The organism is Bradyrhizobium erythrophlei (genome assembly GCF_900142985.1).
Classification (GTDB): domain Bacteria; phylum Pseudomonadota; class Alphaproteobacteria; order Rhizobiales; family Xanthobacteraceae; genus Bradyrhizobium; species Bradyrhizobium erythrophlei_B.
Map to the genome: position 1 here is coordinate 1383088 of NZ_LT670849.1, position 19891 is coordinate 1402978.

The window sequence follows — 19891 nt, forward strand, 5'->3', positions numbered from 1 at the left end:
ATTACTTCTGCGCCTGTTCCTGCTCCACCGCCTGCCAGCCGATATCGTGCCGGCAAAAGCCGTCCGGCCATTTGATCCGATCGATTGCGGCATACGCGCGTTGCCGCGCCTCGACAACAGTCTTGCCCGAAGCACAGACGTTGAGCACGCGGCCGCCATTGGCGAGGATGACGCCGTCGTTTGCCATCGTGCCAGCCTGGAAGATTTCAACGCCCTCGATTTGCGCCGCTTCGTCCAGCCCGTCGATGCGGGTTCCCTTGGCATAGTCGCCGGGATATCCGTTCGCGGCCAACACGACCGTCAACGCCGGTTCCGGATACCAGCGCAGATCGAAATGCTTGAGCTCACCGTCGCACGCCGCAAGCATCGCCGGAATGATGTCGGACATCATCCGCAGCATCAGCACCTGGCATTCGGGATCGCCGAAGCGGACGTTGTATTCGAACAGTTTCGGACCCGTAGCTGTCAGCATCACGCCGGCATAGAGCACGCCGCGGAACGGCGTGCCGCGTTTCTTCATGCCGGCAACCGTAGGCCCGATGATATCAGCCATGATGGCCTCGTGAATCTCCGGCGTCACGAAAGGCGTCGGCGAATAGGCGCCCATGCCGCCGGTATTCGGCCCCTGATCGTTGTCGAAGACGCGCTTGTGATCTTGCGCGGACGCGAGCGGGATCGCGGTCTCGCCGTCGCACAGCGCAAAGAAGCTGATCTCGCGCCCCGTCAGATATTCCTCGATTACGACCTCGGCGCCGGCCGCGCCGAACGCGCCCTCGAACATCATGGCGACAGCGGCTTCCGCCTCGCCAAGCGTCATCGCCACCACGACGCCCTTGCCTGCCGCAAGCCCGTCCGCCTTGACGACGATCGGCGCGCCTTGCTGGCGGACATAGACAAGCGCATCGGCGGCATTATCGAAACAACGATAGGCGCCGGTCGGAATGTTGAACTCGGTGCAGAGATCCTTGGTAAAACCTTTCGAGCCCTCAAGCCGTGCCGCCTGCTTGGTCGGTCCGAACGCCTTGATGCCGGCGCGTGTGAGATCGTCGACGATGCCGGCAGCCAGCGGCGTTTCCGGCCCGACCACGACGAGATCGACCTCGTTGCGTTGGCAAAACGCGATGACCGCCGCATGGTCGGCGACGTCGAGCGCGACGCATTCGGCTTCACGGGCGATACCGGCATTGCCGGGCGCGCACCACAGTTTGGTCACCAGGGGGGAAGCCGCAATCTTCCAGGCGAGAGCATGTTCGCGGCCACCGGAGCCCAGCAAAAGAATATTCATGAGAACGCCAATCGGTCCCAGCGCGATCTCACTGTCGGTCGCATAAAACTCCTCATACCTGCAAGGGGCTAAAGATCAGAACTAACCGTTTCCCCCGGAGGCGGCGATGATCTGCTGGAGCGAGGCGACATGGCGGGCAAAGGCGCTACGGCCGGCCGCAGTCGCAGTCACCGTCGTCTGCGGCCTCTTGCCGACAAAGGCCTTTTCGACACCGACATAGCCGGATTTGGCTAGCGTTTCGATATGCGCGCCGAGATTGCCATCGGTCGCGCCGGTCATTTTTTTCAAACGGGAAAACTCAAGCCCCTCGCCTGCCGGCAGCGCATTCAGCGCCGCCATGATCCGCAAGCGCAGCGGCTGGTGAATGATGTCGTCGAGTTCGGCCATCGATCAGATCCTGCGCATCCACAGACCGGACAGGATCAGCCCACCACCATTGACGGCCGCCATCCACAACAGAAACGCGGCGCCCTCGACGAAGAAATAGCCGATCAGCGTCAGCACGATGATGGCAAGACCCATGGCGGTGAAAGCGCGGCCGAACCAAAGCCCCGCGAGGCAGTAGAACAGCATGAAGTAGATCGACCAAAACGCGCCAAGCTCACGTGGCCCGAAATGGCCAAGCACAACGGTGCTCAGGATGCCGAAGCCATAAAACAGCATGAACGCGCCAAGCACCCGGAAATCGAATGTCTGCACGCCGGGCATTTTTGCGCCCGTGGTTGAGAGCGCAGCCGCGCTCGCAACGGTCAGCACGTTGACGGCAACCCAGATGAAACCGGCGTAGCGCGGCACAACGAAGTTCGCGAGATTGCCCGCCACCACGAGGACTCCCGCCGCGATCATGATCTGGCTTGAGATGTCGTAGATGCGAGACTGTCGAACGCGCTGAACGATATGTTCAATATCGTTCAGCGCCTCTACGGCTTCCTGTGGACCGATGCCGGTCATGATCCTGTCCGTGTGCTGGCGACGTAATCGGCGACCGCTGCGACCCCTTGCGCGTTACAGACAATGCCCATGTGATCGACGCCGTCAATCAGCCTGACCTCGACGGACGGCGCGACCGCATGCACCGCGTCGGCATAGTTGCCGGGCAGCATCAGTTCGTCCGCGGCGCCTGAAATCAGCGTGATCGGATGGCGCGCGCCGGCGAGATCATGCTGATAGCTGCGCGTCGCGAAATTGCGCATCAGGCGATACGAATAGGCCCGATTGACGTTGCGTTCCGAGTTTGCCGGCACCGCGAAGGCCAGCGTCGGCAAGGATCCGCAGCAGTCGATCCCGAGCCTCTGCAGAGCCACCAGCGCAAGGAAACGCGGAATGTCGGCCTTCGCCCAACCGCCGGAATCAGCGCGGGTAGAGGGCGCGTCATAGCCGAGATAAGGCGCGAGCAGCACAGTGCGCGCAAACAGGTCCTGGATCTGCGACCCCGCGACCCGTAGCGCAAAGCCTCCACCGGAAGAGTGGCCAAGCAGCGTCAGGGGCTCGTTCGGCGACGTCTTGCGTACCACTGCGACGAAGTCTGCCATGTCGTCTTCGAGCTGGCCGATGAAGCCAACGTCGCCGCGGCTGCCGGAACCACCATGGCCGCGAATATCGGGCGCGTACGTCTCCACCCCGCGCGCGGCGAGCGCGTCGGCCAGCGCGTGGACGGCGACGCTCGAGCCGGCAGAGCCGTGCACGAGAATCGCGATCTGGCCGGTCGAGGGGCCCCGCGCCGGGTAATGGCGAAAAGCGAGCTCGGTGCCGTCGCGAGCGGAGAACCGCGACAGCGGTGGCATCGCGCTGCGGTCGACCGCGCGCACGGTCTGCGAGATCGAGGTCAGCTCAGGCAGGCGCTCCAAAGGAGCTGCGATCATGGCCGTCAACGTCAGCGCAGCGATGCCGACAAGGCCGATGGCCCAGCTCAAGACGTTCAAGGGAAAGCGAATGATCCATTTCGACATGATCTGCTCCTTTTTGATCGAGTATAGATAACTCTATATTACAGAGTAATCTAATAAGCAAGCCCCTTATTGGCGGTCGGCGACGAAAATCCCTAACTTCGAATGAACCCGAATTTCCCGAATCAGTAGTCCGAAATGCCTGCGACCGAGGCCCTGCTCAACGCACCCGAATTCACGGTGACCGAACTATCGTCCGCGCTGCGGCGGACGGTGGAGGACGCCTATGGCCATGTCCGGGTGCGCGGCGAAATCACAGGCTTCCGCGGCGCCCATGCGTCCGGCCATTGCTATTTCGCGCTGAAGGATGACGGCGCCAAGATCGAGGCGGTGATCTGGAAAGGCGTCCATTATCGGATGCGCTTCAAGCCGCAGGAAGGGCTTGAGGTCATCGCCACCGGCAAGCTCACGACCTATCCGGGCTCCTCCAAATACCAGATCGTCATCGAGGCGCTCGAGCCTGCCGGGATCGGCGCGCTGATGGCGCTGATGGAGGAGCGAAAGAGGAAGCTTGCCGCCGAAGGCCTGTTCGACGAAGCGCGCAAGCAGCTGTTGCCCTGGCTCCCGGAGGTGATCGGCGTGGTCACCTCGCCGACCGGCGCCGTGATCCGCGATATCCTGCACCGGCTCGAAGACCGCTTCCCCCGCCGCGTATTGGTTTGGCCGGTGCGCGTGCAGGGTGACGGCTCGGCCGAACAGGTCGCCAATGCGATTCGCGGTTTCAACGCCTTGCCGGAGGGCGGCAGGATTCCGCGGCCCGATCTGCTGATCGTGGCGCGCGGCGGTGGTTCGCTGGAAGATCTCTGGTCGTTCAATGAAGAGATCGTGGTCCGTGCCGCGGCCGACAGCATGATCCCGCTGATTTCGGCGGTCGGCCACGAGACCGACATCACGCTGATCGATTTCGCCGCCGACAAGCGCGCACCGACGCCGACGGCTGCGGCCGAGATGGCCGTTCCGGTTCGCAGTGAACTACTGCTTGAAGTGGCCTCGCTCGCACGGCGGTCGATGCTGTGCTGGCAGCGCGGTCAGGAGATGCGCCGCAACGAGCTGCGCGCCGCGGCCCGCGCGTTGCCCTCCTTAAGCGAGTTGCTCGGCATTCCCCGTCAACGGCTGGACGGCGCTGCCTTCGCGCTGCCCCGCGCGTTGAAAGCCAACACCCACGCCCATTTCCGGCACTTTGCCAGCCTCAGCGGACGGCTGACGATGCGGGTGCTGCGTGGGCAGCTCGCGCATGCGCGACAACGCCTCACGACATCGGGTGAGCGGATCACGATTGCCACGAGAACCCTGCTGCGAAACCGCAAAGATCGTTTCGCAAGCCTTGCGGTGCGGCTGAAGGCCTCGAAGCTTTCGAACGCCGAAGCTCAGCGCCAGGCGATCGCACGCGACCGCGAACGCGTGCTTCGGCTGGCCGAGCGCGCCCGCCGCGCGCTGGCGACCTCGACGCAGCGGCTTTCGGCAAGGGTGGCCCATAGCGGACAATTGCTCAACGCCCTGTCGTATCGCGGCGTGCTGGCGCGGGGCTTTGCGCTGGTGCGCGATGAAGCCGGCCATCCCTTGCATGCGCGGGCCGATATCGCGCCGGGCGAGCGGATGAGCCTCGAATTTTCAGATGGGCAGGTCGGGGTCACCGCAGATGCCGGCGAAGCCGTCGCCGAGCCGAAGCCTGCGGCGCGAGAGACGAAGCCCGCCGCGCCCAAGCGTACGGCCAAACCGGTCGATCAGGGCAACCTGTTCTAGATTTGCAAGGCCGGCGATGCGCAGCTACCGCGCCAGCCACTCGGCGACGCGCTTTTGCGAATCGGCACGCGCTTCCGCATCAGTGCCGACATGACCCTTTTCCGGATCGGCAGCGTCCGGATTCGGACCGATCGCCTGAACGGGCAGATTAGGCCGATCGAAGTCGTGATAGGCGCTCGGATAGACCACGATGCGCGTCAGCGCACTGCGGCCGTGAGCGCCCTCCACCATCTGACGGCAGGCCGGTGGCGAACTGACGTCATCTTTGGCGCCGATCAGCACCAGCGTCGGAACGCGCGCGCTCCAGCCGAGTCCCGACGACAGGCGGCAGTCAGGATAGAAGGCGACAGCCGAGCGGAAATCCGGCTCGGCGCGATGCAGCAATAGTTGCGGACGAACCGCCCACAACAGCGCGCTCGCGCCATTGGCCCAGCCCATCAGGCTGATGCGGTCGCGCGCCGCCCAGGACTGCTGTATCAGCCATTGCCGCGCCGCCAGAATATCGGTGACCCGCTCGCGGCGCGCGGTGACGCGGCGTTCCCTGACGCGACATTGCGGGCCGAGCTCGCGCGAGCCATAGCTATCGGGAAACAGGACGGCTTTCCCATCCTTGAGCAACTCTTCGGCCCAGTCGCGATAGCGAACCTGGACCGGCTCGGAATGGCCGCCCAGCCCGCCACACCCATGCAACGCGATCACGACCGGAAACGGGCCGTTGCCTTCCGGCTTGAAAAGCTGGGCGTGCAGCGTCGTCGTCCCGGACGGAATCTCGACGGCTTGCGGCGGTGGCAGCGAAGCCGCGCGTGCCGGCAAAATCGCGGCCAGGAGCGTGAGTGCGATAACTAGCGATGGAAGACGCATGGCTTTGCCGGACCGGAATGGTTCCTGACTTTCGCTTCCCGTTTCCGCTGACACGGCAAAAAGCTAACACGCGCTCAGCCGCCGATTCATCACAAATCGGTGGGTTTGACGGGCGGACACGCGCACTTATCTATGATAATCCTCATCTGGAAACAGACAGAAATTTTCGGAGAGCTTTCAGGTGCTCAATAAATCCGGTCCGCCGGGCCACGGCGAGGCGCAACTGCAATATCTGGATGGCGATTTCCGCGTGATCTCGCCGGGAACCTACGTGCGCTGCGCCGTGACCGACGTGCGGATACCGCTCGACGAATTGAAGTATTGGAGCGTCGATTTGCAGGAAGCCTATGCGCAACCGACCGCCGTGCTCCAGCGGCATTTTCCCAGCGCGCTGAAACGCTAGTGGCCGGATTCCAACATTCGCATCCCTTTGACGTTCGCCTTCCGAATTTGCGGCCGGGCTTGTCGCGAATGTCAAATCTGCTCCACTAGCGTTTCCGAAATTTCCCGTCCCGCGCGCGAAGCAACCGGTCGGCGACGAACCGCCGCAGTTTGAGCGCGCTGTCGAACTCCAGCTTCACCGGAAAGGCCACGATGCCTTGCGCCCATGGCGGCAGTTCTCCGCCGACGCCGAGCCGCGCCAGATCTTTTTCGGTCGTCACGGGTATCAGAGCCTCACTTTTGGCCTCCGACAGCAGCGCTTCGATTTCGCTTTGCGTAAAGGGATGATGATCGGCAAAGGCGCGTTGGCGTATCACCTCGACGCCGTTGCCAGCTAGCGTTCGGAAAAAGCGATCGGGGTCGCCGATGCCGGCAAAAGCCAACACCCGCTGGCCGCGCAGCGACGACAGTGTGGCTTCGTCGGCCTTGATTTGCGCGGTCAGAACCGGCTTGTCCTGCGCCGCGATCGCGGCAGCGACCGCTTCAGCCGCTTTTCCCTCGCCGACGACAATGAGCGCGTCGCTGCGATCGATTTGCGGCGGCAGCGGCGCCCGCAACGGACCTGCGGGAAAAACGCAGGCATTGCCAAGCCCGCGATGGCCATCGATCACGATCAGCGAGGCGTCCTTGGCGATCGCCGGATTCTGAAAACCATCGTCCATCACGATCACGGTTGCGCCCTGGGACTTGGCAAGCGCCAGCCCGTCGAGGCGCTCACGCGCCACCGCGACCGGCACCGTTTGCGCCAGCATCAGCGGTTCGTCGCCAACATCAGCCGCAAGATGCCGATCCGGCCCGACCATGACCGGTCCGCGCAACCGCCCGCCATAGCCGCGGCTGAGCACGACCGGCGTCTCGCCGAGATCGCGCAACAACTTCACGAGCGCTAGCACCGTCGGCGTCTTGCCGGCTCCTCCCACGTGATAGTTGCCGACGCAGAAGACGGGGATGCCGGCGTCAAAACCCTTGCGCCGCATTCGCCGCGCTGCGATCGCGCCATAGATGGCGGCGAGCGGCGACAGCAGCAACGACATCCCCGATGATGGCCGGTACCAAAAGGCCGGCTCATGCATCGGCCGCCCCCATTTCGAGGCGCAACTGCAAGATATAGGGCTCGAGTGCCGCAAGCGTCCGGTCGAGCGCGCCGCCAAGCTGCGACACCACGCGTTCGGCAGCGCCGAGCACACGACCGCGCGCGCCGGGATCGGCGAGCAACTGGCCGAGCTGCTTCACCAGCGCCTCGCGCGTTGCCGCAAGCCGCGCGCCGCCCGCGCCATCGAGCGCCTCGTAAACGTCGGCGAAATTGAAGATGTGAGGCCCGTGAACGACCGATGCGCCGAGCTTGACGGCTTCGATTGGATTCTGTCCGCCATGTTCGATCAGCGATCCGCCCATGAAAACGACCGGCGAGAGGCGGTAGAACAGTCCCAGTTCGCCCATGGTGTCGGCGACGTAGATATCGGTGGCAGCGATCGGCAGTTCATCGCGCGAACGCAGACTGGCGTGCAGGCCTGACGCTTCGATCATCTGCGCGACCGCCTCGCCGCGGCCGGGGTGCCGCGGCACGATGACGGTCAGGAGCGACGGAAACGGTCCGGCCAGCGCGCGGTGCGCTTCGAGCAGAATTTCTTCTTCTCCCGGATGCGTCGACGCGGCCACGATGATCGGCCGGCCACGCGTCACCGACATCAGCCGTTCCAGCTTGGTGAAGTCGGCGGGAGGCGCCGGAACGTCGAGCTTGAGATTGCCCGTGACGACGACATTGCGCGCACCGAGCGTGGTAAAGCGCTCCGCGTCGATGCGGGACTGTGCCAGGCAAACTTCGAACTGGCTGAGCAGGGCCGAAATCGTGTTGCTGACGCGCCGCCAGCGTGGAAACGAGCGATGCGACATCCGTCCGTTGATCAAGACCATCGGCAGGCGCCTGCCGGCGCTCGACAGAATGAGGTTCGGCCACAGGTCGGATTCGATGAACAGCGCCAGGCTCGGCCGCCAGTGATCGAGAAAGCGCGCGACATAGCGCGGCGAGTCGTATGGAACGTATTGATGAATGATGTCGGGGGGAAAGCGCTTGGCGACGATGGCCGCCGAGGTGACAGTGCCGGAGGTCAGGAGGATGCGGATATCGAGCGCGCGAAGCTTTTCGATCAGCGCGGCAGCCGCCAGCACCTCGCCGACGCTCGCGCCGTGAATCCACACCAGCGGTCCTTGCGGCCGAGGATCGCCGCTCACGCCCCGCCGCTCGGCGACGCGCTCCGGATCTTCCTTGCCCTGCTTCAACCGCCGTTTGATCAGCGCCGGCGCAAGCGGGACTGCGACCGAGGATAACCGCCGGTAGACCCGCAATGTCATCGGCAGGGCGTTAGCCATCAAGGGGCCCCATCGGGACGGCCGACTTGCGCGTAGGCGCGCACCGTGGCGTTATTCAGCGAGGCCTCCAGCCGCACGCGCAACGCTTCCATGACCTCGGGCGTGGCGTCGGGTGGAACCATGATTATTTCGCCTCCCACCAACGCCCCCCGGCTGAACGGCAGATTGATCGTGGTCCGGTCCCAGTTCTTCAAACGCCAGTAGCGGCTGGTCACCATCGCGAACGGCATGATCGGCCGTCCGGATTCGCGCGCCAGCATGATGATGCCAAGCCCCGCAATTCGCGAACGCTTCGGCACATCGGCGGTCAGCGCAACGTTATAGCCCTGTTCGAGCGCGCGTACCATCTCCTTGAACGCACCGACGCCGCCCTTGCGATGAAACGCCGAGCCATGGTCGCCGGAGCCGCGGATGGTGCCGATCCCGAGCCGCTCGGCAGCAATGGCGTTGTATTCGCCGTCGCGATGCCGCGAAATCAAAACCTTGACGCGCTGGCTTTCCTTGGTCTTGACGAAAGCGGTCATGAAGTGCTGGCCATGCCAGAAGGCGAAAATGGCCGGCATCTGCGGCTCGACGATCTCATAGACATCGGACGGATCGAAGCTGAAGCGGCTGGTGCGCCAGACCAGCCGCAGGAATCCGGCCGCGAGCGAACCCACCGCGCGCTGAAGCCAGCTGCTGCGCAGCAGATCGCGAATCTGTTTCTTCAACGGGCAGGCTTCGTGTCTTGATCGGGATCAAGCAGCCGATGGAGATGGACGATGAAGTACCTCATCTGGGCGTTGTCCACCGTCAGTTGCGCCTTTGCCCTCCAGGCTGCGTAGGCGGTCGCGTAGTTGGGATATAGCCCGACGATTTCCACCTGCGAAAGATCCTTGAACGTATTGTGCTCAAGGTCGTTCAGTTCGCCGCCGAGGACGAGATGCAACAACTGTTGTGGGGCACTATCTGGCATGGTCTTTCTTCCTAAAGCTGCGCCCGCTGTGCAAGCCTTTCGAGAAACATCGGGACATGTTCACGGCAAGGGACTGCTTCGAAATTGCTCGACAATGCTTGCATGACGATCGCGCCCCGCAGCCACCAAAACTCCGTGCGTCACCTCGCGGCGATTGTACAGAATGGTGTCCCCCGACAACGCAGTCATGCTACCATTCGCTTCCTGCACGATCAAATTGGCCGCCGCAAGGTCCCAGTCCCGGCTTTGACCGCCCGCAAAAGCGGCGTCAAGCTTGCCGTCTGCTACACGGCAGAGGCGAAGCGCGAGTGACCCGATGCGCGGATGAAGCGAAATTTCGCCAGCGTTGCGATTGAGCCGCTCGACCAGCGGCTTCGGGCCCGCAATGCGGGGAAAATCCAGCGCGGTGCCGGACGTCGCATGGATTGCGGTCCCATTGAGCTGCGATCCGCGCCCGCGCTCCGCAAAAAAGAACTCGTTGCTGGCCGGCGCAAATACCGCAGCCAGCACCGGCTGCGCATTTTCGACCAGCGCGACGCTGACGCACCAGTCTTCACGGCCGGCGAGATAGGCGCGCGTGCCGTCGATCGGATCGACGATCCATACGAGCTTGCTGCCGAGACGCGCTTCGTCGTCGGCGCTTTCCTCGGACAGCCAGCCATAGTCCGGCGTTGAGGATCGAAGTTTTTGGGCAATCAGTTCGTTGACCGCGATATCGGCTTCCGACACCGGCGACGACGCGCCCTTGATCCAGTTCTTCAATTCGGTACGGAACAGGGAAAGCGCGAGGGCGCCTGCCTCCCGCACCGTGTCGGTCAGAAGGGCGGCGTCGCGCGCAAGAATTCCCGGATGCACATCGTGTGCGGCATCACCGTCCGCCAAGCGTCAATCCCTCGACCCGTAGCGTCGGCGCGTTGACGCCGTAGCGAAATGAAAGATCGTTGGCTGCTACCAGCGATTTGAAGATATCGAGAAGGTGACCGGCGATGGTCACCTCGCTCACGGGATAGGTGATCTTGCCGTTCTCGATCCAGAATCCGGATGCGCCACGGCTATAGTCGCCGGTCACGCCATTGACGCCCGAGCCGATCAGGTCGGTGACATAAAAGCCCTGGCGGATATCGGAGATGAGTTCCTCGGGCGTCGGCTCGCCGGCCTCCAGGTGCAGATTATACGACCCCGGCGACGGCGAGGACGACACGCCGCGATGCGCGTGGCCGGTGGTGGTAAGCTTGAGTTCGCGCGCGGTCGCGCAATCCAGAAGCCAGGTGGTCAGAACCCCCTGATCGATGAGCGCGATCTTCTTGACGCTGACCCCCTCGGCATCGAAGGGCTGCGAGCGCAAGCCTCGACGCCGCAACGGATCATCGATGATGCGGATGTTGCTGGCGAAGAGCTGTTCGCCGAGGCGATCCTTCAAAAAAGAGGTCTTGCGCGCGATCGATGCGCCGTTGATGGCTCCGACCAGATGACCGACCAGAGAGCCCGACACACGCGGATCGAACACGACAGGTACCTTGCAGGTCTCGACCTTGCGCGGATTGGCGCGGGCGACCGTCCGCTCGCCGGCGCTGCGGCCGACGCTTTCCGGCGAAGCGAGATCTTCGGCATGCGGCGCCGACGTGAAATCGTAGTCGCGCTCCATCGAGGTCCCCTCGCCGGAGATCGCCGTCGTCGAAATACCCTGGCTCGAACGCAAATAGGCGCCGTGAAAGCCGGTGCTGGTCACGAGCACCATGCCGCCAATTCCGGCCGATGCCGACGCGCCGCCCGATTTGGCAACGCCGTTGACGGCGAGCGCCGCAGCTTCGGCCTCGCACGCGCGGCGTTCGAGTTCGGCGGTCGTCGGAACTTTGGGATCGAGCAGATCGAGGTCGGGGAAATCGCGCGCCAGCAGCGAGGGGTCGGCAAGGCCGACAAACTGGTCATCGGGCGCCACGCGCGCCATCGCCACCGCGCGCTCCGCAAGCCGCTCCACCCCATCGCCGCCGACGTCGTTGGTCGAGACCACCGCCTGACGCTTGCCGACGAGCACGCGCAAGCCGACATCGTCGCCTTCCGAACGCTCGGATTCCTCGACACGGCCGTCGCGGACTTCGACCCCTTGCGAAATGCCGCGCACGGCAACCGCATCCGCCGCGTCGGCGCCCGCGCGCTTGGCCGCCTCGACCAGCCGCTGCGCCAGCGTCGTCAGCGTGGATTGGTCGAACAGCCGGGCGGTCGCCGCGTCAGCCGAAAGCGAAGATGCACTCGATGGTGAAGAGTTCACGAACAAAATTCCCGCAGATTTACGGAGGGGCTGCGTGCTTTCGCGTGAGAAGCGAAAGCAGGCTACGAACTGCATGAAATGTGCCTGATTCACTTGGAATTCAAGCGCTTTCACGCAGCCAAAAGACAGCAATTTCAGCAATCGCGCAAGGTCTCGTCAATCATGCGAGCCAAGGTGTTGTCAATCATGTCGACCGAAGCAAGGGCGGTGACGGCGGATTAACCAGCCTTTTTAAGCCAATGCGGACAGCGCTCTGGCATGCTCTCACGCATCGACCGGGAACATAATTCCGGCGGGGAGACTGAAGCCGTGAGGCGTCAAACAGCAACAAGCGGGATCAATCCCGCCGGGTCGAGCCGCGGCTTGCGGCTCGACCCTCTTTCTCTACCCATCAGCTTCGATGCGCATGACGTTCGCGCCGACAACGGCGTGCGCCATGTCGAACTTCACCGCGAGCGCGTCGTGCTGCGGCGGGCAATCCACGGCATGCGGATGGCGATCAACCTTCGGGTCAGCGATTTCCGCGGCATTGCGCTGCGCGACGGCGACGACGCCCAGATGCTGGTGCTCCTGCATCGCGACCCGTCGCTGAACATTCCGCTTTGCGTGAGCTCCGACCACGACGAGATCGCCGCGGCCTGGCAAACCTGGAGCGATATCTTCGCGTTGCCGCAGCTTGCGGAAGAAACGCGTGAGCCGGCGCCACGGCGGCGGCGACGCAACGCGGTCTGGGCGCGGCGTCCGAAGTTCTTGGTGCGGCGTCGCGGCGGTGGCGCACTGGACGGCGCCGATGTCCACCGTGGCGAACGCGAGATCATTGCAAGGAACTAGAGCCTCAGGCCGCCCGGATCAGTGGAGTGGATTTGACATTCGCTACCCACCTGGCCGCGAACTGGCAAAGCGAATGTCAAATCCAAAACTCCACTGGAAATATATTCTCTAGTGGTCCTTTGATTCTAACATTCGCAAAAGCGCCAGCTCAACGGGGATGCGAATGTTAGAATCGGACCACTAGCGCGTCTATTACCAATCCAGCAAACAGCAATAACCCGGCGTCGCGGTTGGACTTGAAGACACGCAGACAAAGCGCGGGATCGTCGATGTTAAGCCGCGCGATCTGCCAGCCAAGATGAACGGCGAACGCGGTCAGTCCAATCCAGGCCCATACGCCCACCCCTGACAGCGCGAGCGCCGCGCCGATCAGGATCACCGCAAGACTATAAAACACGACAAGCGCCCGATGCGTCTGCGCGCCGAACAGGAGCGCGGTGGATTTGACGCCGATCAACGCGTCATCTTCGGCGTCCTGATGGGCATAGATCGTGTCATAACCGATCACCCAGGCGATCGAGCCGGCATAGAGAAGGAGCCCGGGCAAACCAATCCGTCCCTGGACGACCGCAAAGCCCATCAGCGCGCCCCACGAAAAGGCCAGCCCAAGCACGACCTGCGGCCACCATGTGATGCGTTTCATGAACGGATACACCGCCACGATCCCAAGCGACGCGATGCCCGCGATGATCGCAAAACGGTTGAACTGGAGCAGCACCACAAGACCGATCAGGGCCTGCGCAACCAGAAAGGCCAGCGCCTGCCCCACCCCGACCTGCCCGGCCGGTATTGGGCGCGATCGCGTGCGTTCGACCTTGGCGTCGAGATCGCGATCGGTGATGTCGTTCCAGGTGCATCCGGCGCCGCGCATCGCGAAGGCGCCGACGAAGAACAAGCCAAGGATGATCGGCAAGCGGCTGACATCGCGAGCAAGCGCCGAGGCAAGCGCGGCCGACCACCAGCACGGCAGCAAAAGCAGCCACGAACCGATCGGACGATCGAGCCGCGCAAGCCTGAGGTAAGGCCGCGACCAGACCGGCGCGCGGGTGTCGACCCAGTTGCCGATCGCGTCCGCTACGCGCGCCGCAAGCTCGCTCATGGGAAGCCGGCCTTTGCAGCCAAAGTCTGGCGCGGACCGGAAACCCCGATCATCGCGTCAGCGCGTTGCCGCTCAACGTGTCGAACGTGGTGCCGCCGCTCTTCTTGGCAGCCGCCGCTTCAGGAAGCGTCGCAGCGGAGCCGAGAACCTCGCTCAAGCTCGGACCTGCCGGACCCTGCGGCGCATTCTTCATCTGTTCGGCTGCGCCGCAGATTCTCTTCTGCATCCCCTCGGAGCCGACGTGGCCCTTCTTGAGCTGCTCGCCGATCTGCGGCGGGATTCCGCATCTCGCTGAGTTCACCTCGACATATTTGATCATTTTGACTTCGGCCTGGATGAAACTGGTGATCAGCTTGCAGGCCTCGTCCGGGGTGGCGCGTCGCTCACCCGCAACTTTCAGGAGATGGCCGCGCTTCTCCGCTTCCTGGCGCAACGGCAGGAAATTCTTCATGCAATCGTCGCCACCACCTTGCGTGGGAGGTGCTGCGAAGGGCGAACTCGCCATCGGCGCCTGTCCCGGGAATGAAGCTGGCCCAGGCGCATTGCCGAATGCCCCTGGGGGCGGGGGTGCATTGCCGAAGGCGCCCGGCGGCGGCGCGGCCCCATTCACGGGCGGGAAAGCCGGATCGTTCGCCGTTCCGGCCTTGCCAGGCAGCGGCGCGGGAAACGCGCCTTGCGCCCAAGTCTGTCCGGCGTAGAACGTGACAACGGCCACCAGAAATGGCGCGATCAATCGGCGGATCATCAAAGCTGTTCCTTCAGGGCCTGCAAGCTTGTTTCCGACGGGAGAGCGACTCCAGGCCGGTATTTTACGATTGCTGCCAAGGGTTAACAACCCGTGGAATTGGGCAAGAGCGCGGCGCGACGTCGCCCCAGACCGCCAATAATCGCGCAATTTCTTAATTCTTTGGGCTAAAACGCCGGCCGCGTAAGAGTACGAACTTCGAAATCGGGACTCCAGACCCATAATGCCTTCGCACGACTTTCGCAGACCCCGCCTGTTCGTGGACACAGCGCTCGAAAGCGGCATTACGGTCACGCTCGAGCGCGACCAGAGTAACTATCTCGGCAACGTGCTGAGGCTTGCAGCCGGCGACAGCGTTCTCGTCTTCAACGGGCGGGACGGCGAATGGCAGGCCGCGATCTCGGGCCGCAAGCGGCCCGACAGTCTGGAAATTACAACGCAGACCCGGTCGCAGGATCGCTTGCCGGATCTCGCTTATATTTTTGCCCCACTCAAGCACGCCCGGCTCGATTACATGGTCCAGAAGGCCGTGGAAATGGGGGCTTCAAAGCTGCAACCCGTGTTCACGCGATTTACGCAAGTGACGCGCGTCAATACCGAACGGATGCGCGCCAATGTCATCGAGGCCGCCGAGCAATGCGGCATTCTCGGCATCGCTGAGGTCGCAGGGCCGGTTGCCCTAGACCGCTTCCTCGGCCAGCGCAAGGCCGGGCGCCTTCTGGTTTTTTGCGATGAAGCGACCGACGTCGCAGACCCGTTGCAACTCCTGTCGGGCGAAAAAGCGGCTTCAGGAATCGACGTCCTGATCGGGCCTGAAGGCGGCTTTGCCGAGGAGGAGCGCGCCATCCTGCAGCGCCAGCCACACACCTTAAGGCTTTCGCTCGGGCCCCGCATCCTGCGGGCCGATACCGCAGGCGTCGCGGCGCTCGCGCTGGTGCAGGCAGCGCTCGGCGACTGGGGCAGCGACCCGGCGGCGGACCGGGAGGCCAATCGTTAAGTCATTTGGCCGATCCCGGTCGAAACCGTTGGCACGCCATGCTAAAGGGCTGCGGCCGGCGCCATCTCGCATGGACAGGCCTAATTGGCCGAGGACCGCCCGCTCAGTAAAATGCAATTGAGTCAAAGACTTATTTGTATATCGGTGTAACGAACCCGCTCTTCGGGGGATTTGGACTGCAAGATGACTGCAACCGCGCCTCTTCGTGCGACCGGGTCCGCCGCGTGGGCGGATACCCTGCTATTGTCGTTCGCCAAGGCCGGCTACGCCCTGGCCGAGCCCCCGATCCTGCAGCCGGCCGAGCCCTTTCTCGATCTCTCCGGAGAGGACATCCGAAAGAGCCTGTACCTCACGACCGATGCGACCGGTGAGGAGCTTTGCCTTCGCCCCGACCTGACCATTCCGGTGGCGCGCCAATACCTCGCCTCCGGCGAGGCCGGACAGGCCGCAGGCTTCAGCTATCTTGGACCGGTGTTCCGCTATCGCGACGGCGCACGAAGCGAATTCCTGCAAGCGGGCATCGAGTCGTTTGGCCGGCTCGACCGGCCGGCGGCGGATGCCGAGATGCTGGCGCTGGCGCTCGAAGCCACGCGCGCCTTTGGCGTCAAGGATGTCGAGATTCGGACCGGCGATGTTGCCCTTTTCACGGCGCTGCTCGACGCGCTCAATCTCTATCCGGTATGGCGCCGGCGGCTGATCAAGGACTTCAACCGCAAGATCAGCCTCGAACAGGATATCGAACGCCTGACGGTCTCTAGCGCTACGGCCCGCAACGAATATGAAGGCGTGCTGGCCGCTCTCGCGGGCTCCGACCGCAAGGCGGCACTGGCACTCGTCACCGACATGATGTCGATTGCGGGTGCGACCAATGTCGGCGGCCGCACGGTCGCGGAGATCGCCGACCGCTTCCTCGAACAATCAACCCTGAAGGCCGGCGCGCTGCCGCGCGACGCGCTCGGAATTATCAAACGTTTTCTCGCCGTCTCCGGCGATCCGCGCGATGCAATCAAGCAATTGCGCGCGCTCGCAGCCGACGCCAAACTCGACATTGGCGCAGCCATCGATGCCTTCGAAAGCCGGATCGGCTTTATGGCGACGCGCGGCATCGACGTCGCGCAGACGCGTTTCTCGACGGCATTCGGACGCGGACTCGATTACTACACCGGCTTTGAATTCGAGTTGCACGCCAAAGGCAACGGGATCGAACCCCTGGTTGCCGGTGGCCGGTATGACGGCCTGCTGACGCAGCTCGGGGCAACCACGCCGATTCCTGCGGTTGGATTTTCGGTTTGGGTCGAGGCGCTCGCCAGGATCGGCCAACCCGCCAAGTCCGAGCCTGCCAAATCCGAGCCTGCCAAGTCCGGGAGGCGGTCGTGACCACACCCTTCGTTCTCGCCGTGCCCTCAAAAGGCCGCTTGCAGGAGCAGGCGGAGGCGTTCTTCACGCATGCCGGACTCGCACTGGCAAAGCCGCGCGGCGCGCGCGAGTATCGCGGCACCATCATGGGCCTCGACAATGTCGAGATTGCCTATCTGTCGGCGAGCGAGATCGCCTCGCAGCTGGCGCGCGGCGCAGTGCACATGGGCGTCACCGGCGAGGATCTGGTGCGCGAAAGCATCGTCGATGCCGACAGGCGCGTGCTCCTGATCGACAGCCTCGGCTTTGGCAGCGCCAATGTCGTGGTGGCGGTGCCGCAGGCCTGGATCGATGTCCGGACCATGGCCGACCTCGACGACGTCACGTCAGGCTTTCGCGAGCAGCACAACCGCCGCATGCGGGTGGCGACCAAATACATCAACCTCACCCGCACCTTCTTCGCCACACATGGAATCGTCGACTACCGTATCGTCGAGAGCGCCGGCGCGACCGAGGGCGCACCGGCCGTCGGCACCGCGGAGATGATCGTCGACATCACCACGACCGGCGTGACCCTTGCCGCCAACGGGCTCAAGGTGCTCGACGACGGCGTGATCCTGCGCAGCCAGGCCAACCTCGTCGCCTCGCGCGAGGCCGACTGGTCGAGCGAAGCGCGGGAAACCGGACGCGTGATCCTCGACCACATCGCGGCACGTGCCCGCGCCAGAAAATTTCGCGAAGTCCGCACCCGTTTCACCGGCTGCAACGCCGCCCTGCTCGCCGAGGCGCAGAAACGCTTCGGCGTCGAATTGCCGTTCGGCGGACCGACGTCGTCGGGCATGGTGACGCTGCACTGCCCGCCCGCCCAGCTCTATGGGCTCGGCAGCTTCCTGCGCGACCACGGCGCAGAGACGGTTTCGGTGGCGTCGCTCGATTACGTGCTCGGCCGCGAAAATCCCCTGTTTGCAAGGCTCCAGGCATTTCTCGGGTCCTAAGAGCAAAAAGCCGCAGGTTCCCGCACGTGGCGACATTTCCCGGCAATTGCCATATGTTGCGCCACAGGGCTTATTTTCGAAGTTGATAGCGGACGATGCTGAGACTGGAAGCTGATCGATGATGCTGGGTACCGACGTATCGAGCCTGTCGACGACCACGGCCACCGCCGCGGCGCAGGGCCTGTCGATCGTTGTGCCGCTGTACAACGAAGCGGCCGGCCTTGCATCGCTGCACCAGCGGCTTTGCGAGCTCGCGAGGCGGCTCAAGGCGAAATACCGGCTGCCCAGCGAAGTCGTCTATGTCGACGATGGCAGCGCCGACGCCACCCTCTCGATCGCGCTCGGTCTCAAGGCTGACGGTATCGACGTTCAGGTCGTGTCGCTGTCGCGCAATTTCGGCAAGGAAGCCGCGCTGATGGCCGGCCTCGATCACGCCAAACGCGGCGCCGTGCTGTTCATGGACGGCGACGGCCAGCATCCGCCGGATCTGGTCGAAAAACTGGTCGGACACTGGATCGAGGACGGCTATGACGTCGTCTACACGGCCAAGGCCCACCGCGACAATGAATCGTTCCTGCGGCGACTGTCGGTGCGCGGCTTCTACGCGCTGATCAACTGGGGAGCCCGGCAGAAAATCCCGGAAGATGCCGGCGACTTCCGCCTGCTGTCGCCGCGCGCCGCCGCCGCCTTGCGGCAGCTGCCGGAGCGCAACCGCTTCTTCAAGGGGCTCGCAAGCTGGATCGGCTTCCGCCAGATCCGCGTCGACTACGAGCCGGCTGCGCGCGAGCACGGCATGACGACGTTCAGCCCCGGCCGGCTGGTCGGGCTTTCGATCGAGGGTCTCACCTCGTTCTCGGTCGCACCGCTTCGCTTTGCGAGTTTGCTTGGCGTGTTGCTCGCATCCGCCGCCTTCCTGTTCGGCCTCTCGATCCTCTGGGAAACGATGATCGACGGCAAATCGGTCCCCGGCTATCCCTCGCTCGTCGTCGGGTTGATGACGATCGGCGGCGTGCAACTCATCATGATCGGGATTGTCGGAGAGTATATCGGCAAGATCCTCTCCGAGCTGAAGGCGCGGCCGATCTATTTCGTCGCCGAACATTCCGACAAGCGCGCCGATGCGCGCGCCGACAACGAGGCAGGCGAAAGGACCGCGGCCGAATGAACAGGCGCATCTGGTTGTGCGCCGACGACTACGGCATCAGCCCCGGCGTCAACCGCGCCATCCGCGATCTGATCGAGAAGCGCCGCCTCAACGCCACGTCGGCGATGGTGGTGGGTGCGGCCATCGGCCGCGACGAGGTGAATGCGCTCAAGGAAGCTGCGAAAGCCAATCCGTGTTGCGCGATCGGCCTGCACGTAACCCTCACGGCGCCGTTTCGTCCCCTGACCATGCACTTCAGGCCCGTCGAAGGCGGGTTGTTTCTGCCGCACACCACGTTGTTGCGCCGTGGCCTGATGGGACGATTGGACGGGGAGCTCATCCACACTGAAGTGATGGAGCAGCTCGCAGTCTTTGCCGATCTGTTCGGCCGCGCACCCGATTTCGTCGACGGCCATCAACATGTACAGCTCTTTCCAGTCGTGCGCACGGCGTTTGTCGCGGCCGTCAAGCAAGCCGCGCCCGACGCCTGGATCCGTCAATGCGGCCGCGACCAGCCGTGGGCCCAGCGTCTCGGCTCACCGAAAGCGCTCGTGCTCGACGTTTTGAGCACGCAGTTCCGAAAGCGCGCCGCGCATGCCAGGCTTGCCTTCAACCCGGCGTTTGCCGGCGCATATGACTTTACGCAACAGCCCGACTTCGGCGCGCTGATGCGACAGTTCGTTCAGGGAATGCCCGAAGGCGGCCTCGTGATGTGTCATCCGGGCTTCGTCGATGACGTGCTGACCAGTCTTGATCCGCTGACGGTCCAGCGCGAACGCGAATATGAATTCCTCAAAGGCGAACAGTTCCTGCCTCTTCTGGCTGCCAACGACGTGACGCTTGGCTGAAGACAC

The 19891-nt window shown here is 63.7% G+C and carries 21 protein-coding genes; 8 read left to right on the forward strand and 13 right to left on the reverse strand.

Going from position 1 to position 19891, the window contains the following annotated elements; genetic code table 11:
* Position 1 precedes the first annotated feature (1 nt).
* The 4 genes from purD to BUA38_RS06425 all read right to left on the reverse strand — a co-directional run bounded on the left by purD (position 2) and on the right by BUA38_RS06425 (position 3234).
* Entirely contained in the window at positions 2-1285 is a 1284-nt protein-coding gene (gene purD / locus BUA38_RS06410; RefSeq protein ID WP_072817196.1) for a phosphoribosylamine--glycine ligase, read from the reverse strand.
* Positions 1286-1366: 81 nt separating this feature from the next.
* Complete coding sequence (locus BUA38_RS06415) at positions 1367-1672, reverse strand: winged helix-turn-helix domain-containing protein (RefSeq protein ID WP_072817197.1); 306 nt, start codon at positions 1670-1672, stop codon at positions 1367-1369.
* Positions 1673-1675: 3 nt separating this feature from the next.
* Positions 1676-2236, reverse strand: coding sequence for a hypothetical protein (locus tag BUA38_RS06420; protein ID WP_072817198.1), 561 nt, complete (start codon positions 2234-2236; stop codon positions 1676-1678).
* The gene (locus BUA38_RS06425; RefSeq protein WP_072817199.1) at positions 2233-3234 is read right to left on the reverse strand and encodes an alpha/beta hydrolase; all 1002 of its coding nucleotides are present in this window, start codon (positions 3232-3234) and stop codon (positions 2233-2235) included. The genes BUA38_RS06420 and BUA38_RS06425 overlap by 4 nt, the downstream gene beginning before the upstream one ends.
* A 135-nt stretch (positions 3235-3369) precedes the next feature.
* On the opposite strand from BUA38_RS06425, the gene xseA reads away from it, so the two are divergent.
* On the forward strand, positions 3370-4974 hold the full coding sequence (gene xseA, locus BUA38_RS06430) for an exodeoxyribonuclease VII large subunit (protein ID WP_072817200.1): 1605 nt from the start codon (positions 3370-3372) through the stop codon (positions 4972-4974).
* Between the two features lie 24 nt (positions 4975-4998).
* On the opposite strand, the gene BUA38_RS06435 is transcribed toward xseA, so the two are convergent.
* A complete protein-coding gene (locus BUA38_RS06435) occupies positions 4999-5835 on the reverse strand; it encodes a dienelactone hydrolase family protein (protein ID WP_072817201.1) in 837 nt (278 codons plus the stop codon).
* A 181-nt stretch (positions 5836-6016) separates the two neighbouring features.
* Between BUA38_RS06435 and BUA38_RS06440 the strand changes: the two genes are divergently transcribed.
* A complete protein-coding gene (locus BUA38_RS06440; RefSeq protein ID WP_072817202.1) occupies positions 6017-6238 on the forward strand; it encodes a DUF2093 domain-containing protein in 222 nt (73 codons plus the stop codon).
* 85 nt (positions 6239-6323) lie between these two features.
* Here BUA38_RS06440 and lpxK read toward each other — a convergent pair whose 3' ends face one another.
* From lpxK to BUA38_RS06470, 6 genes are read right to left on the reverse strand one after another with little or no spacing between them, the layout of a single operon-like run.
* The gene (gene lpxK / locus BUA38_RS06445) at positions 6324-7349 is read right to left on the reverse strand and encodes a tetraacyldisaccharide 4'-kinase (protein WP_072817203.1); all 1026 of its coding nucleotides are present in this window, start codon (positions 7347-7349) and stop codon (positions 6324-6326) included.
* Positions 7342-8646, reverse strand: a complete 1305-nt coding sequence (locus BUA38_RS06450) for a 3-deoxy-D-manno-octulosonic acid transferase (RefSeq protein WP_072817204.1) — start codon at positions 8644-8646, stop codon at positions 7342-7344. Before BUA38_RS06450 ends, lpxK begins: the two co-directional genes overlap by 8 nt.
* Positions 8646-9356, reverse strand: a complete 711-nt coding sequence (locus BUA38_RS06455; protein ID WP_072817205.1) for a lysophospholipid acyltransferase family protein — start codon at positions 9354-9356, stop codon at positions 8646-8648. Before BUA38_RS06455 ends, BUA38_RS06450 begins: the two co-directional genes overlap by 1 nt.
* Positions 9353-9601, reverse strand: coding sequence for a DUF4170 domain-containing protein (locus tag BUA38_RS06460; protein ID WP_072817206.1), 249 nt, complete (start codon positions 9599-9601; stop codon positions 9353-9355). The genes BUA38_RS06455 and BUA38_RS06460 overlap by 4 nt, the downstream gene beginning before the upstream one ends.
* 60 nt (positions 9602-9661) lie before the next feature.
* Complete coding sequence (locus tag BUA38_RS06465) at positions 9662-10483, reverse strand: 3'(2'),5'-bisphosphate nucleotidase CysQ (protein ID WP_072817207.1); 822 nt, start codon at positions 10481-10483, stop codon at positions 9662-9664.
* A complete protein-coding gene (locus BUA38_RS06470; protein ID WP_072825886.1) occupies positions 10470-11870 on the reverse strand; it encodes a TldD/PmbA family protein in 1401 nt (466 codons plus the stop codon). Before BUA38_RS06470 ends, BUA38_RS06465 begins: the two co-directional genes overlap by 14 nt.
* A gap of 309 nt (positions 11871-12179) precedes the next feature.
* Between BUA38_RS06470 and BUA38_RS06475 the strand changes: the two genes are divergently transcribed.
* Entirely contained in the window at positions 12180-12701 is a 522-nt protein-coding gene (locus BUA38_RS06475) for a DUF6101 family protein (protein ID WP_072825887.1), read from the forward strand.
* 166 nt (positions 12702-12867) lie between these two features.
* On the opposite strand, the gene ubiA is transcribed toward BUA38_RS06475, so the two are convergent.
* Entirely contained in the window at positions 12868-13800 is a 933-nt protein-coding gene (ubiA, locus tag BUA38_RS06480; RefSeq protein WP_072817208.1) for a 4-hydroxybenzoate octaprenyltransferase, read from the reverse strand.
* 49 nt (positions 13801-13849) lie between these two features.
* Positions 13850-14545, reverse strand: a complete 696-nt coding sequence (locus BUA38_RS06485) for a hypothetical protein (RefSeq protein WP_072817209.1) — start codon at positions 14543-14545, stop codon at positions 13850-13852.
* Between the two features lie 223 nt (positions 14546-14768).
* Here BUA38_RS06485 and BUA38_RS06490 point away from each other — a divergent pair, with 223 nt between their 5' ends.
* The 5 genes from BUA38_RS06490 to BUA38_RS06510 all read left to right on the forward strand — a co-directional run bounded on the left by BUA38_RS06490 (position 14769) and on the right by BUA38_RS06510 (position 19885).
* Positions 14769-15542: a 16S rRNA (uracil(1498)-N(3))-methyltransferase gene (locus BUA38_RS06490; RefSeq protein ID WP_072817210.1), complete on the forward strand. Its 774-nt coding sequence runs from the start codon at positions 14769-14771 to the stop codon at positions 15540-15542.
* 183 nt (positions 15543-15725) lie between these two features.
* Positions 15726-16919 carry an ATP phosphoribosyltransferase regulatory subunit gene (locus BUA38_RS06495; RefSeq protein ID WP_072817211.1) on the forward strand — a complete coding sequence of 398 codons (1194 nt, stop codon included), beginning with the start codon at positions 15726-15728 and terminating at the stop codon, positions 16917-16919.
* Complete coding sequence (gene hisG / locus BUA38_RS06500; protein WP_072817212.1) at positions 16916-17893, forward strand: ATP phosphoribosyltransferase; 978 nt, start codon at positions 16916-16918, stop codon at positions 17891-17893. The genes BUA38_RS06495 and hisG overlap by 4 nt, the downstream gene beginning before the upstream one ends.
* 118 nt (positions 17894-18011) lie before the next feature.
* Positions 18012-19058: a glycosyltransferase family 2 protein gene (locus BUA38_RS06505; protein WP_072817213.1), complete on the forward strand. Its 1047-nt coding sequence runs from the start codon at positions 18012-18014 to the stop codon at positions 19056-19058.
* A complete protein-coding gene (locus BUA38_RS06510; RefSeq protein ID WP_072817214.1) occupies positions 19055-19885 on the forward strand; it encodes a ChbG/HpnK family deacetylase in 831 nt (276 codons plus the stop codon). Before BUA38_RS06505 ends, BUA38_RS06510 begins: the two co-directional genes overlap by 4 nt.
* The last annotated feature ends 6 nt before the right edge of the window (positions 19886-19891 follow it).